Here is a 14,173-nt window from a genome sequence, read left to right as displayed (position 1 = left end):
CATGAGACTGGGAGCAACTTCACGTGGCATCACTTATCGAAAAACTTCTCCGTACGGGTGACAAAAAAACCCTGAGGCAACTGCGGAACTATGCCGATTCCATTAACGCCCTTGAAGACTCGTTCAAGTCCTTCACGGATGCCGAACTGCGTGAAGAAACTGACCGGCTCCGCGGACGCCATCAGGATGGCGACAAGCTGGATGATCTGCTGCCTGAAGCCTTTGCTGCTGTCCGCGAGGCATCCTCGAGAACGCTCGGCCTGCGGCACTTCGATGTCCAGCTCATGGGTGGGGCTGCGCTGCATCTGGGCAACATCGCCGAGATGAAAACCGGTGAAGGCAAGACTCTTGTGGCCACCGCTCCGGCCTATCTCAATGCCCTGACCGGAAACGGCGTCCATGTCATTACCGTGAACGACTATCTCGCCGAGTACCAGTCCGACCTGATGGGCCGTGTGTACCGGTTCCTGGGCCTGACCAGTGGCTGCATCCTTTCAAATCAGGACCCGGCTGTCCGCCGCCAGCAGTATGCCGCGGACATCACCTACGGCACGAACAACGAGTTCGGGTTTGACTACCTCCGCGACAACATGGCCTGGGACCAGTCAGAGCTCGTGCAGCGTGGCCACAACTTCGCCATCGTTGACGAAGTTGACTCCATCCTGATCGATGAGGCCCGCACTCCGCTGATCATTTCCGGCCCGGCACAGGGCGATACGAACCGGTGGTACAGCGAGTTCGCCAAGGTGGTCCTGCGCCTGCAGGTGGACCATGACTTCGAGGTCGACGAGAAGAAGCGCACGGTCGGTATCCTTGAGGCCGGCATTGAAAAGGTCGAAGACTACCTCGGCATCCATAACCTGTACGAATCAGCTAACACTCCGTTGATCGGCTTTCTCAACAACGCCATCAAGGCCAAGGAGCTGTTCAAGCGGGACAAGGACTACGTCATCCTCGACGGCGAGGTTCTGATCGTGGACGAGCACACCGGCCGCATCCTGGCCGGGCGCCGCTACAACGAGGGAATGCACCAGGCGATCGAAGCCAAAGAAGGCGTCGAGATCAAGGCGGAGAACCAGACCCTCGCTACCGTCACTCTGCAGAACTATTTCCGCATGTACGACAAACTGTCCGGCATGACCGGCACCGCGGAAACTGAAGCCGCCGAATTCATGAGCACGTACAAACTTGGCGTTGTGGCCATCCCGACCAACCGTGACATGCAACGGCTCGACCAATCTGACATGGTGTTCAAGAATGAGACGGTCAAGTTCGAAGCCGTCGTCAAGGACATTGCGTCACGGCACGAAACGGGACAGCCGGTGCTGGTTGGCACCACGAGCGTTGAGAAAAGTGAGTACCTCTCCAGGCTGCTGGTCAAGGAAGGCATCCGGCACGAGGTCCTCAACGCCAAAAACCACGCCCGGGAAGCCTCGATCGTTGCCCAGGCGGGACGAAAGGGCGCAGTAACTGTTGCCACAAACATGGCCGGACGCGGCACTGACATCATGCTTGGCGGAAATGCCGAGTTCACGGCCATCGCCGATTTGGCCACGCACGGGCTTGACCCCGAAGAGAACTCCGAGGTCTACGAGGCCGCATGGCCGGCCGCTCTGGAAGCTGCCAACCAGGCGGTCAAAGACGAACACGAGGAAGTGCTCGAAGTCGGTGGTCTCTACGTTCTGGGAACGGAACGCCATGAGTCGCGCCGCATCGATAACCAGCTTCGGGGCCGTTCCGGACGTCAGGGAGACCCGGGCGAGTCACGCTTCTACCTGTCACTGACGGATGACCTGATGCGGCTGTTCAATTCGGGTGCAGCCGAGCGGCTGATGAACAGTTCGGTCCCCGATGATGTTGCACTGGAATCCAAACTGGTGTCACGGGCAATTGCCTCGGCTCAGGGCCAGGTGGAGGGCCGGAACGCAGAGCAGCGCAAGAACGTACTGAAATACGACGATGTGCTCAACCGCCAGCGCGAGGCCATCTACGGAGACCGCCGACGGATTCTCGAGGGTGACGACCTCCACGAGAAGGTGCAGTTCTTCCTGGAAGACACCGTAAATGCATTTATCGACGAGGCTACGGCCGAAGGCAATGGAGACGACTGGGACTTCAACCAGTTGTGGTCCAATCTCAAAACCCTGTACCCGGTGAGCGTGACGCAGCATGACATCATCGACGAAGCAGGCGGGAAGTCCCGGATCACCGTCGATTTCCTGAAGGAGGAATTGCTCTCCGATGCGCGACTGGTCTATCAGGCCAGGGAGGAAGCAATTGGCTCCGAAAGCATGCGGGAACTTGAGCGGCGCGTGGTGCTCTCAGTGATCGGGCGTAAGTGGCAGGAGCACCTCTACGAAATGGACTACCTGAAGGAAGGCATCGGTCTGCGCGCCATGGCCCAGCGTGATCCTCTCGTGGAATACCAGCGCGAAGGTTTCACCATGTTCCAGGCCATGATGGAAGCCATTCGGGAGGAGAGCGTCGGATTTCTGTACAACCTTGAAGTCGAAGTGACGCCGGCGGAGGACGTCGTTGTCGCAGACGGCGCGGGACAGCACACGGAACACCACGAACCGCAGATCCGGGCGGCCGGCCTGGAGGCACCGGAAAAGCCTGCTCAGCTGCAGTACACCGCGCCCGGTGAAGACGGTGCAAGCCAGACTCGAGTTGAGGGGAAAGCATCGGCGCGCTCAGGGAATCCGGCCAAAGCCGCAACCCAGGACAACAAGCGTGGGGCGAAGAAGAAGCGCCGCTGACGCATCAACCGCTTTTTTCCTTGTCACTCTTGACGCCTGACCGTTAACCGTCAGGCCGTGAGCGGGGGCCCGGACGATGGTCCGGGCCCCCGCTCTTTTCGTGCGCTGCTGCGGCTGGGTCTCAGCCAATTTCCAGTGCGGTGACGCGCCACACCTGCCGGCTTCGTTCCAGCCTGACAGCGACAGCACGGGCGCGTAGTTCGTCCACTACAACGGCACTCGCCTCGTACACATCAGCTGATACCTCACAGGCCCGGACGGACCGGACGGCTGGATTCTTATGGAGCCGTTTCAATGCCGGCAACGATGTCCGGGCCGCCTCACGCTGGATCAGGGACGCGCGGTGCTGGAGTGCGGCAAGGCAGCGCTGATCGAGGCGGCGTGCCAGTTGATGGACGGGTCTGGTCCCGGCGAGAACTTCAATGGCAGCCTGGACGGTATTCCGCGTGATGGTGCAGATATCCTGGTTTTCGTCGGTTGACCGCAGCGTGCGGACCGGAGGTTCCTGCGGTGCGTTAAAGTCCGCACGCGTGCGGATCGAGGTTACTGCACTCATGATGGTTCCTTCGCTTGAAGTCGGATACGCAGCGGCCCTCAGGCCGCGGACGGGGATTTGAGAATCTGGCCGGGCAGCAATACATCGGGGTTCTGGCCGATCGCGTCCTGGTTGGCTTGATACCAACGGGGCCAATACAGGGCGATGTCGACGTCGGACGCCGCTGGTCCAAGTTCGCGGGCGGCAATGCTCCAGAGCGAGTCGCCTGCAAGTACCGTGACGCTTCCAAAGTTTTCCCCTGTGGCCTCCTGGCCGGTGCGAATGGGGCGGGCGATGACCAGGCCGGGCTCCGGCGCGGAGGGACCTGGTTTCCACTGTGGTTCGGGAGCGACGGAACGAAGCGGCTGTGTGTCACCGGTCGGCGTCGCCGTCGGGAGTGCTGGGAGGCGCCGCGTGGGCAGTGCCGCGGCAGACGCCTCGGCGGCTTGCTGCGATCCGATGGGCTGCTGTCCGCTGGTTGGAGCCCACGCAGCCGAATATGCCATTTCCTGCGTGGGGCCCCAACCTGGTGTGATGGCGGCAGCATTGGCCATTGGGGCTGAGATGAGCTGAATACCGAGTGCCGCGAGAGCCAGCCGCCGCATGAATGCAGGACTGAATCGGCCCGTTGCATCCGCGGCCCGCCGGCTGCCTGCCCGCTCCAGCACAGCTGCAGCCAAAGCGATGAGCAAGGACAGCACCCACCAGGCAACCATAACGAGCCCCACCGTGTTGGCTGCCATACCCAACAGGTCCTCAAAGGAGAGGGACTGCTGCCTTGCGGCCGAAACCCGCCATCGGTCCATCAGCACGGCCCCTGTGACGGCCAGGAAAATGCCGAGAGACAAAATGACGGCGGCCATGGCGGCATCTGAACGGAGCGGCCGAGGATGCAGTGTTTGCATGCTTCTCAGTTCCTTTCATAGCTTTTGATGTTTTTTGATGCAGTTTGATGTACTTGAAGCTAGTTTGCCTTAGATGAGCGAAGTTTGTCTAGACGATGGCTAAAAAATCCGAAATTGACCCACCAAGGTATCCGGCTTACGCTGACGCAATGCGTTGGGATGCTCTGTTTGATGACATGGAGGCACAATTTGCGGCCGGAGACAGGCTCGAGCTGGAATCCGAGGTCAGCGAACGGGCCAGGGTGGATGCGGCTTCGATCGATCTGGCAGACCGGCTCCGCGGCTCGCTCGGCCGGCGCATCGGCGTGCATCTCGCGTCCGGTTCTACATTTGAGGGCACATTGAGCCACGCGGGTGCCGACGCCTTAGTCCTCAACGAGGAACTGCACCAGGTCCTGATCCCGTACGCATCGGCAGCACGATATGTCGGCCTCGGCAGGTTCTCCATCGGAGAACCGTCGCAGGTGAGGCGGACGCTGGGACTGGCCCGCGAATTGCGTGGGCTGGCACGCGACAGATCCGGGCTCACTGTGTTGCTGGCGCGCGGGTCAGCCGGTGAAGCGGCGTTCACTGGTGTGATTGACCGGGTGGGGAGGGACTTCTTCGACCTCGCCATGACCCAGCCTGGAGAAGTCCGCCGTTCCGGCAACGTCAGTCAGATCTCGACCGTCCCATTCGGCGCGTTGGCGGCGCTGAGGTCGCTGCGCTCCGGCGACCTCCAATAAAGTGCGGTCAGCGGATCAGACCGACTTGGACTTGGATTCCTCGATCATGCGGCCGGCCTCGGCATAGCGCTCCTCGATGTACTGCTCCAGCATTGTTTCCTCAACCCGCCATTGGCCCCTGCCGCCCACCTGGATGGCCTTGAGCTCGCCGCTGCGGACCAGTGAATAGGCAGCCGGTGAGTTGATCTGGAGCTGTTCGGCAACATCTGCGAGGGTGAGAAATCGGGGCATGAATCCATTTTGCCATCATTGATGCCAGTTGATGCGGTTATCCACAGTTTGGTGGTGTTTGGGCCTGTGACTTTCAGTTCCAGCCCGGTTGCCGTCACAATGATGATGTCCGGCGCAGCCAGCTGCCGGAGTGGCAACCACAGGGGGAGCAATACGCATGAGTGTTTCCACACCGGCCACGGGGGTGCGGCTGAAAAAACCGTCGTGGAAGGATCCGCGGCTCCTCGTCGGCGTTTTGCTGGTGCTGGCATCCGTCGTTGGCGTGATTGCGCTGGTGGGCAGTGCGGACCAGACCACCGACGTCTATTCTGCGCGGGACGGGATCGGAGTGGGCGAAAAGCTGACACCGGACAACGTCAACAGGGTCAAGGTGAGACTGGGCGATGTGGAAGATCACTATGTCACGGTTGAATCGGGGTTGCCTGAGGAGACGGTCGCGGTGCAGCGCATCGGAAAGGATCAACTGCTTCCGCGGGAGAGCCTAGGGAAGGTGGATGCACTTAACCGGAAGCCGGTGGCCCTGACCATCGAAGAAGCCCTGCCGGTCCAGGCAGTGGCGGGGACCCGCGTCGATGTCTGGGTGGCGCTCCCCGACGCCCGGAGTGGCTTCAGTGAACCCAAGCTGTTGCTGCCCGGAGCCGAAATTGCCCAGTTGACGCCAGGCTCTTCAGCCCTTGGTTCATCGAAATTCACGGTGCTCATGATCCTGGTCGGCGACGGTCAAATGCCCGCCCTGCTGGGTGCCCAGGCTAACAAGGCAAAGATTTCTGCTGTCTGGAACCCGGGCGGCGGGTCCTGATGAGTATTCCAGTGGTGACAGTGGGGCAGTCGCAGGAAGACCTTGTGGGTGGCCTCGAACGGCTCCACGGGCCTGTTACGGTAGTCCGCCGGTGCACCGAACTGACCGAATTGCTCGCAGCGTGCCAGAGCGGACTCGCGAGGGCAGCCGTGGTTGCGGAAGGCAGCCAACAACTGACTGCCTCGCTCGTTGACAGGCTGGGGGCAGTGGGCGTTGCCATCATCGCGCTGACTGACAGCCCGGAAGAGGCCGCGAGACTGCGTGGCATTGGTGTTTCGTCGGCCCTGTCCGGTGTGGAGTCTGCAGTCCTGGCTGCCCGCATTTCGGACGCCGTAGCCCAGCTGACCGGCACAGGATCCGGCCACGGGAGGTCGTTTGAAAGCGGCTTCGCAGACACTGGAGCCGCATTTCGCCCATTACCTGACACCGCGGATCCAGTTCCGGCCGCCGCCGGAACGGGGCAGATCATCGCCGTGTGGGGTCCAGCCGGCTCCCCGGGGCGCACCCTTGTCGCCGCCAACATTGCCGGCGAGCTCGCAGCGGAAGGAAAATCCGTGTTGCTCGTTGATGCGGACAGTTACGGCGCCAGCGTGGCTGCCGTGCTCGGGCTCCTGGATGAGGCAGCTGGACTGGCTCAGGCATGTAGGTTGGCCGACCAGGGAATCCTGGACCAGGCTGCTCTGTTGCGCATTGCCACGCCGGTGGCCACGAAGTCAGGAACGTTCCTGGTCCTGACCGGAATCACCCGGGCGGACCGATGGACGGAACTGCGCGCCACAGCACTGTCGCTGGTACTGGAGCGGGCGAAGGAAATCGCCGATGTTGTGGTTGTGGACACCGGTTTCTGCCTGGAAGCTGACGAAGAGCTGAGCTTTGACACCATGGCGCCGAGGCGAAACGCGGCAACACTGCGCAGCCTAGAGCTCGCGGACACCGTCTATGCGATCGGCTCGGCAGATCCGGTCGGTGTTCCACGTCTGGTCCGCGGGCTCGCGGAACTGGAAGCGGCGGTGCCGCATGTGTCCCCGCTCGTGGTCATGAACAAAGTCCGCGCAGCAGCTGTGGGAAGGACTCCGGAGCGGCAGCTCCGGGAGGCCTGGGACAGGTACGGGCCGGCGTCAGGGATCACCGCCTTTCTGCCGTCTGACCAGGCTGCCACGGACGCGGCATTACTTGCAGGCTCGCTGCTTCTGGAGGCGGCACCCGAGTCACGGATTCGCGGAGCCATCGCAGCCTTGGTTTGTGCACCTGTCCAGCAAAACCGCCGATCCTCTGTATTTTCTTCCACAGCGAAGCGTCGTCTAAAGGGCTAGGCTCACCATGAGGGCTGCAAGGATGCAGCCATGAACTTGTGATGGAGGCGTTTGTCGATGTCGTCAGGATCCAGCGTGGAGGATCAGTCCCTTTCGATAGGTACCCGTGAGGGGTATCTCGGGGAGTACTACGAGCACCTGGCGGATGAGGATTCCAAGGGCTATTCGCCGGAGCTGCTGGTTGCACGGGCTGGGACCCACCGGAAACTTGCGTCAGTCCGTCAGCCGGGCACGGCGAGCGTCTCGATCGTCGACGAACCGGACCGCACTGTCGTATATGTTGTCACCGATGACATGCCGTTCCTGGTGGATTCCGTCAACGCCGAGCTGGTCCGGCAGGTTTCCGCCATCCACCTGGTAATGCACCCGCTGTTCGTCGTGACCCGAAACCGTGAAACCGGTGAACTGGTAAAGGTCGACCGGGTCCCTTCGCACCTCGGCATTTCCAGCGGTGACACTGCGGCGATGCCCAGCATGTCGCATCTGATCGCCCAGGGCGACAACGTCTCCCATATGGAGTCGTGGATCGCGGTTGAAATCGACCGTGTCGGCGATGACGCCCGCGCCAACCTGACCGACGGTCTCAGGCGTGTACTCGGGGACGTCCGCGGGGCGGTCGAAGACTGGCCGAAAATGCGTGCCAAGTGCTTGCAGATCGCCGAGGACCTCGACAAGGTGGCAAACCCCGCCCAGATTGTGGAACTTCGCCAGGCCCAGGACCTCCTCCGTTGGCTGGATGACGGCAACTTCACCTTTCTCGGATATCGCGAATACGATCTCGTAAATGCTTCCGGTGAAGATGTGCTGGAGCTGAGGGAAGACAGCGGCCTTGGGCTGCTGCGCGCGAAACACGGCTCCCGTCAGATTCAGCACCTGACCGACGCGGGGCGCAAGAAGGCTCGCGAAAAGCGTGCCTTGGTCATCACTAAGGCCAACTCCCGCTCCACGGTCCATCGTCCTGCCTACCTTGACTATATCGGTGTCAAGAGTTTTGACGCCGCGGGAAACGTTAATGGCGAGCAGCGCTTCGTCGGACTCTTTGCAACGAGTGCTTATGCCGGTTCAGTCCGAAGCATCCCGATCGTCCGTGAGAAAGTAGACGCTGTCCTGCGCAACGCAGGCTTTCCCCCGGATTCCCATTCGGGCAAGGACCTGTTGGGAATTCTGGAAACATACCCCCGGGATGAACTGTTCCAGATCGAGATCCCCGATCTCGCGGCGACGGCAACTGGAATCCAGCGGCTTCAGGAACGACGGCGCACCCGGTTGTTCCTCAGACCTGATATCTACGGCAGATTCATGTCCGCCCTCGTATATCTTCCCCGTGACCGATACACCACCAATGTCCGACTTCGGATTGAGGAGGAACTGCGGGAGACGTTCCAGGCCGTCTCCATCGATTACGAGGCCCGGATGACGGAATCGGCCCTTGCCCGCCTCTTTTTCCGGATTCGCCTTCCGAAGAATGCAGACTTCAGCCACGTCAATGCCGAAGAACTGGAGAAGCGGCTGGTAAGGGCCGCCCGCTCCTGGAGTGAAGGAATCAGTGAAGTGCTTCGCGACGGCGGTGTCGACGAGAGCACAAAAGAACTGGCCGCCATCTGGGCTGAGGCATTCCCCGCAGGCTACCGCGTGGACTATGAAGTGGAAGACGCGTTGGAGGACATCGCGCGCTTCGAAAAGTACGGGGCCGTGGCAGAGCGGACCGCGGGAGCTGCCAAACCGGACCGGCCGGGCGTTCACGTCTATCTTCCTGAAGGCGCCGGAGCCACCCTTGAAGAAGACGCGCGCGTCAAGCTGTACATGCTTGAGCCGAAAAGCCTCAGCCAGATTCTTCCGTACTTCCACAACCTCGGACTCGAAGTTCTCGACGAACGGCCTTTCGAAATCGAGACAGCTGACCGGAGGGACTTCTTTCTCTACGATCTGGGACTGAAATACCCTGCCGGTGTTGATCCGCTGTCCACTGGTCAATTGTTGGCAGATTCTTTCGGGGCAGCGGTCTCGGGATCCGTGGAGTCGGACAGTTTTGACAGGCTGGTGCTGCGCGAGGGGATGCAATGGCGGCAGATCGTGGTCCTGCGCGCCTACGCCAAGTACATGCGGCAAATGGGCAATACAAACTCCTTTGAATTCATGGCAGACACGCTGCTGGCAAACCCGGAAGTCACCAGGGGACTCAGCGCCTTTTTCGAAGCCCGCTTCGATCCCGCATTGCCCGACGGGGAGCGGTCCAAACGTCAGGCCGTCGTCCGTAACGAGCTGGCCGCTTCGATCGAGCTGGTTCCAACGCTTGATGCCGACCGGGTGCTCCGGACTTTTACCAACCTGATTGAGTCCACCCTGCGCACCAACTTCTACCAGAACATGCCGTATCTCAGTTTCAAACTTAACCCGGCCGGAATCGAGGGCCTGCCATTCCCCAGGCCAATGTTTGAGATCTGGGTGTATTCCCCGAGGGTGGAAGGTGTGCACCTGCGTTTCGGTAAGGTGGCACGCGGCGGGCTTCGGTGGTCCGACCGCCGGGAGGATTTCCGGACCGAGATCCTTGGCCTGGTCAAGGCCCAGACCGTCAAGAATGCCGTGATCGTGCCCACTGGGGCCAAGGGTGGTTTCTTTGCAAAGCGCCTGCCGGACGCTGCCGCAGACAGGGCCGCCTGGATGGCAGAAGGAATTGAAAGCTATAAAACTTTCATCCGCGGGTTGCTGGACCTGACGGATAACCTCATCACAACTCCGGACGGTGAGAGACTGGTGCCGCCGGCACACGTTGTAAGACATGACGACGACGATTCCTATCTGGTTGTTGCCGCGGACAAGGGGACGGCGACATTTTCTGATATCGCCAACGGTCTGTCGGCCGAATACGGATTCTGGCTCGGTGACGCCTTCGCCTCCGGCGGATCAGTGGGCTACGATCACAAAGCAATGGGGATCACTGCCCGCGGGGCGTGGGAATCCGTCAAACGTCACTTCAGCGAACTGGATCTGGACACGCAGTCCGAACCGTTCACCGTGGTCGGCGTGGGGGACATGTCGGGTGACGTCTTCGGTAACGGCATGCTGCTCTCGAAGCACATCCGGCTTCTCGCGGCATTCGACCACCGCCACATCTTCCTGGATCCGATGCCAGACGAGGCGTCGTCCTTCGCTGAACGGAAGCGGTTGTTTGAGCTGCCGCGATCCTCATGGGATGACTACGACAGATCGCTGATCAGCGAAGGCGGCGGTGTGTATGCACGCCAGGCCAAGACCATCCCCGTGACCGAACGGGTCCGCACGGCGCTGGGACTTCCGGACGGTACCACCCGACTAAGCCCGCCTGAGCTTCTTCGCGCTATTCTGCTGGCGCCCGCGGACCTGCTGTACAACGGCGGCATCGGGACGTACGTCAAGGCGTCCATCGAGTCCAATGCCGAGGTCGGGGACAAAGCCAACGACGCCATAAGGGTCGACGGACGCGAGCTCCGGGTCAAGGTGGTGGGAGAAGGCGGAAACCTCGGCATGACGCAGCGCGGACGCATCGAGGCCGCGCTGCAAGGTGTCATCCTTAATACGGACGCCATCGACAACTCAGCCGGAGTGGACTGCTCGGACCACGAGGTCAACATCAAGATTTTCGTGGACCGGATGGTGGCAGCCGGTAGGCTCGACGCTGCGGAACGTGCGGATTTCCTGTCCTCGATGACGGACGAAGTGGGACGGCTGGTCCTTGAAGACAATATCGATCAGAACATCCTGCTGCTTAACGACCGTATGCGAGTGGCGGAGTGGAGCCCCAGCTACGAGCGCCTGATGGACTCGCTGGAAAAATCGGCCGACCTCAAGCGGGACCTGGAGGCCTTGCCTACCACCGCAACGCTCCGCGAGCGGCTGGAGCAGGGGCAGGGACTGACTTCCCCGGAGCTGTCAGTTCTTGCGGCCTACGCCAAGATTGAACTTGCCACATCCCTTCGGAACAGTGATCTGGCTGATGATCCGTGGTTCCGTCAGACTCTCCGGGCCTATTTCCCGAAGCAGTTGCGGGAGCGGTTCGACGCCGAACTGGACACCCATCCGCTGCGCCGAGAGATCATCGCCACGGTAGTGGCGAATGACATGATCAATATGGGCGGAATCACGTTTGCATTCCGTACTATGGAGGAAACGTCCGCCAGCGAGGTTGCCGCCGCCAAGGCCTTTGTGGCGCTGCGGGAGGTGTTTGAGCTGGACGTTATGGTGGGTGAACTCAACGCTCTGCCGGCGTCTTTTCCAACAGAACACTGGAGCACCGTCCACCTGGACATCCGCCGGCTCCTGGACCGGGCCGTGAGGTGGGTCCTTGGCCAGAGCAATGCGTCGCGGCCCATTGCGGACATTGTCGGAGAGTTCAAGCCGCTGTTGGATCCGATGCGTGCGCGCCTGCTTGAGTACCTGCGCGGCGATGACAGGACCAGGGTTGCCGGCTGGCTTGAAAAGGCTAGGGGCTGGCAGCTTCCCGAGGATCTTGCGCATCGCTGGGCTGAGCTTTTCGAGAGCTTCGTTCTGCTGGACATCGCCAAGATTGCGCACGCCAGTAAGGAACCTGTTGAAGACATTGCGCACGTCTACTACACAGTCTTCAATCGCTTTCATATTGATTCGCTGCTGGAACGCATCAGCACGTTGCCCAGAAGGGACCGCTGGCAGGCTTTGGCGCGCGCGGCACTGCGTGATGATCTCTATGCCACTGTTTCAGACATGACGACGTCGGTACTTGAGTCAACGAGGGCCGGCGCCTCTGCCGGGGAGCGGCTTACGGCGTGGGAAGAACTGAACGCTGAGCAGCTTGGCCGGGCAAAGAGCATGTTTGACGAGGTCAATTCGCTGGAAGCGGACGATATGGCCTCACTGTCGGTAGCATTGAGGCTCTTGAGGTCGATCGTCCGACGCTAAGGGAATTGCCTTGGCGTCGCAAATGGAGGTGCAGTGGCAATCTTTACGGACCCTATCAGGGAACATGCTGATTTTGGGCCGGGGGATGCTGAGTGGCTGCACCTCCTGGTGGGTGACTGGCAAATGGTGGCGGACCTCGCGTTCGCCGACCTTGCGCTGTGGTTTCCGCATCCGGAACTGGGCTATGTGGCGCTGGCCCATGTCCGTCCGTCCACCACACATACCGTGTTTCATGCGGACTTTGTTGGTGAACGGATCCGGTCTGATCTGCAGCCGCTGGTGGACAGGGCATGGAACAGCCGGGCTATTGAGCGGTCCAGTGAAACCAACTGGAGCAGCGACATGGCTCTCCGCGTGGAGGCAGTGCCCATGGTACGGAACGGCCGGACTTTGGCCGTGGTCACGTCCCACATGGATTTGTCGAGTTCCCGGATGCCCTCGCGGCTCGAGCTGACCTACCGTCAGTGCGCCTATGACCTGCTGCGCATGGGCACATTGGGACTGTGGCCGGACTTTGCTTCACCGACAGGGTCCCGCCGCGGTGCACCGCGTGTGGGCGACGGCCTGATCAGACTCGATGCGGATGGCATTGTCCAATACGCCAGCCCCAACGGCGTTTCAGCGTTCCGGCGGCTGGGCGACGGTGAATCGCTTGAGGGACGCTCCCTGGCCGAGGTGACCGCGAGCCTGCTCAAGGACCGGCGCATGGTGGACGAGACTCTGCCGCTGGTGGTCACCGGAAGGATGCCGTGGCGCAGTGAAATCGAATCCCGTGGCGTCAGCCTGTCCCTGCGTGCCATACCGCTTCGTGATGAACAGCAGCGATTCGGTGCGCTGGTCCTGTGCCGTGATGTCTCCGAGCTCCGGCGCCGTGAGATGGAACTGGTCACCAAGGATGCGACGATCCGGGAGATCCACCACCGGGTAAAGAATAATCTGCAGACGGTAGCCGCCCTCTTGCGGATGCAGTCCCGCAGAATGGTCAGTGACGAGGCCAAGCAGGGTCTGGAACAGGCCATGCGCCGGGTTGCCACGATTGCACTGGTCCACGAAACCCTCTCGCAGGGACTGGCGCAGAGCGTGGACTTCGACGAACTCATTGGCCGACAGTTCCGGCTTTCGGCGGAGGTGGCATCCCCCTCACAACAGGTCAAGACTGAGCGGGCCGGGCTGTTCGGCGAATTGCCCAGCGATTTCGCCACCCCGCTGGCACTTGTGATCAACGAATTGGTGACCAACGCCGTCGAACATGGCCTCGAGGGCAGAACCGGAACGGTCTGGCTAGTGGCGGACCGTTCCGAAGGCGATGACGGCGAGGAGCTGCTGACAGTGACTGTGGCCGATGACGGTGTGGGCCTGCCGGATACTCCGCATGTCGAGGGGCTCGGGCTTCAGATTGTACGTACCTTGGTGACGAGTGAGCTGGGTGGCTCGATCCAGTGGAAGCCCCGCGAGGGCGGGGGGACAGCTGTCCAGATCGTGCTGAGCCTGGTTCGGCGCTGAATATCTGCTGCAGGGAGCGGAAGCCATAGAACCTGGTGGCCGCGGGCGGCAGCCGACCGTAGGCCGCCGCGATGGACGGCAATGGCCGCAGACCTGAAGGTCTGCGGCCATTGCCGTTAGAATTTCGGTTCTACTGAAACCGGATTACCTTGAAGTCTGGCCCGGTCAGGAAGCCCGGCGGGCACGTGCCGCCCGGCGTTTGAGGGCCCGGCGCTCATCTTCGCTCATGCCGCCCCACACTCCGGCATCCTGGCCTGACTCGAGCGCCCACTGCAGGCACGTGTCAACAACCGGGCAGCGGCGGCAAACACTTTTCGCTTCCTCGATCTGGAGGAGGGCAGGTCCGGTGTTGCCCACAGGGAAAAAAAGCTCCGGGTCCTTGTCGAGGCAGGCTGCGCGGTTACGCCAATCCATGCTGATCAGTCACTCCATTCCGGTAAATCGTCCAGCCGTTTGTGAAAATATTCACTAGAGGCTGCATAGGAAAGG

10 protein-coding genes are annotated in these 14,173 nt (G+C 61.3%); 6 read left to right on the top strand and 4 right to left on the bottom strand.

Translation table 11 applies throughout. The annotated features are described in order from the left end of the window. Positions 1-23: 23 nt before the first annotated feature. Positions 24-2,759 carry a preprotein translocase subunit SecA gene (gene secA, locus ACQCST_RS14000; protein WP_426996355.1) on the top strand — a complete coding sequence of 912 codons (2,736 nt, stop codon included), beginning with the start codon at positions 24-26 and terminating at the stop codon, positions 2,757-2,759. Positions 2,760-2,880: 121 nt separating this feature from the next. Here the strand turns inward: secA and ACQCST_RS13995 are convergent, their stop codons facing one another. Further along, positions 2,881-3,315 carry an Rv3235 family protein gene (locus tag ACQCST_RS13995; protein ID WP_426996354.1) on the bottom strand — a complete coding sequence of 145 codons (435 nt, stop codon included), beginning with the start codon at positions 3,313-3,315 and terminating at the stop codon, positions 2,881-2,883. A gap of 38 nt (positions 3,316-3,353) precedes the next feature. Then, positions 3,354-4,199 carry a LysM peptidoglycan-binding domain-containing protein gene (locus ACQCST_RS13990; RefSeq protein ID WP_426996353.1) on the bottom strand — a complete coding sequence of 282 codons (846 nt, stop codon included), beginning with the start codon at positions 4,197-4,199 and terminating at the stop codon, positions 3,354-3,356. A gap of 149 nt (positions 4,200-4,348) precedes the next feature. Here ACQCST_RS13990 and ACQCST_RS13985 point away from each other — a divergent pair, with 149 nt between their 5' ends. Further along, positions 4,349-4,924: a hypothetical protein gene (locus tag ACQCST_RS13985; RefSeq protein ID WP_426996352.1), complete on the top strand. Its 576-nt coding sequence runs from the start codon at positions 4,349-4,351 to the stop codon at positions 4,922-4,924. A gap of 15 nt (positions 4,925-4,939) precedes the next feature. Here ACQCST_RS13985 and ACQCST_RS13980 read toward each other — a convergent pair whose 3' ends face one another. After that, positions 4,940-5,155 (bottom strand): helix-turn-helix domain-containing protein, encoded by a 216-nt coding sequence (locus ACQCST_RS13980; protein WP_426996350.1) that lies wholly within the window; start codon positions 5,153-5,155, stop codon positions 4,940-4,942. Positions 5,156-5,312: 157 nt separating this feature from the next. Between ACQCST_RS13980 and ACQCST_RS13975 the strand changes: the two genes are divergently transcribed. From ACQCST_RS13975 to ACQCST_RS13960, 4 genes are read left to right on the top strand one after another with little or no spacing between them, the layout of a single operon-like run. Beyond that, positions 5,313-5,954: a hypothetical protein gene (locus tag ACQCST_RS13975; RefSeq protein WP_426996349.1), complete on the top strand. Its 642-nt coding sequence runs from the start codon at positions 5,313-5,315 to the stop codon at positions 5,952-5,954. After that, on the top strand, positions 5,954-7,267 hold the full coding sequence (locus ACQCST_RS13970; RefSeq protein ID WP_426996348.1) for an AAA family ATPase: 1,314 nt from the start codon (positions 5,954-5,956) through the stop codon (positions 7,265-7,267). The genes ACQCST_RS13975 and ACQCST_RS13970 overlap by 1 nt, the downstream gene beginning before the upstream one ends. Positions 7,268-7,324: 57 nt before the next feature. After that, positions 7,325-12,181 carry an NAD-glutamate dehydrogenase gene (locus tag ACQCST_RS13965; protein ID WP_426996347.1) on the top strand — a complete coding sequence of 1,619 codons (4,857 nt, stop codon included), beginning with the start codon at positions 7,325-7,327 and terminating at the stop codon, positions 12,179-12,181. A gap of 33 nt (positions 12,182-12,214) precedes the next feature. Beyond that, positions 12,215-13,684 carry a sensor histidine kinase gene (locus ACQCST_RS13960; protein ID WP_426996346.1) on the top strand — a complete coding sequence of 490 codons (1,470 nt, stop codon included), beginning with the start codon at positions 12,215-12,217 and terminating at the stop codon, positions 13,682-13,684. A gap of 165 nt (positions 13,685-13,849) precedes the next feature. Here ACQCST_RS13960 and ACQCST_RS13955 read toward each other — a convergent pair whose 3' ends face one another. Beyond that, positions 13,850-14,098, bottom strand: coding sequence for a WhiB family transcriptional regulator (locus tag ACQCST_RS13955; RefSeq protein WP_003804966.1), 249 nt, complete (start codon positions 14,096-14,098; stop codon positions 13,850-13,852). Positions 14,099-14,173 lie beyond the last annotated feature (75 nt).

Origin of the sequence: Pseudarthrobacter sp. N5 (assembly GCF_050157035.1) — a bacterium.
In the GTDB taxonomy this organism is placed as follows: Bacteria; Actinomycetota; Actinomycetes; order Actinomycetales; family Micrococcaceae; genus Arthrobacter.
This window is presented reverse-complemented; position numbering and strand designations above follow the sequence as displayed.

Bases quoted from the DNA above. Each gene is read 5' to 3' on its own strand.
- ACQCST_RS13995 (WP_426996354.1), bottom strand. From the start codon at position 3,315: ATGAGTGCAGTAACCTCGATCCGCACGCGTGCGGACTTTAACGCACCG.
- ACQCST_RS13990 (WP_426996353.1), bottom strand. From the start codon at position 4,199: ATGCAAACACTGCATCCTCGGCCGCTCCGTTCAGATGCCGCCATGGCC.
- ACQCST_RS13985 (WP_426996352.1), top strand. From the start codon at position 4,349: ATGCGTTGGGATGCTCTGTTTGATGACATGGAGGCACAATTTGCGGCC.
- ACQCST_RS13980 (WP_426996350.1), bottom strand. From the start codon at position 5,155: ATGCCCCGATTTCTCACCCTCGCAGATGTTGCCGAACAGCTCCAGATC.
- ACQCST_RS13975 (WP_426996349.1), top strand. From the start codon at position 5,313: ATGAGTGTTTCCACACCGGCCACGGGGGTGCGGCTGAAAAAACCGTCG.
- ACQCST_RS13970 (WP_426996348.1), top strand. From the start codon at position 5,954: ATGAGTATTCCAGTGGTGACAGTGGGGCAGTCGCAGGAAGACCTTGTG.
- ACQCST_RS13965 (WP_426996347.1), top strand. From the start codon at position 7,325: ATGTCGTCAGGATCCAGCGTGGAGGATCAGTCCCTTTCGATAGGTACC.
- ACQCST_RS13955 (WP_003804966.1), bottom strand. From the start codon at position 14,098: ATGGATTGGCGTAACCGCGCAGCCTGCCTCGACAAGGACCCGGAGCTT.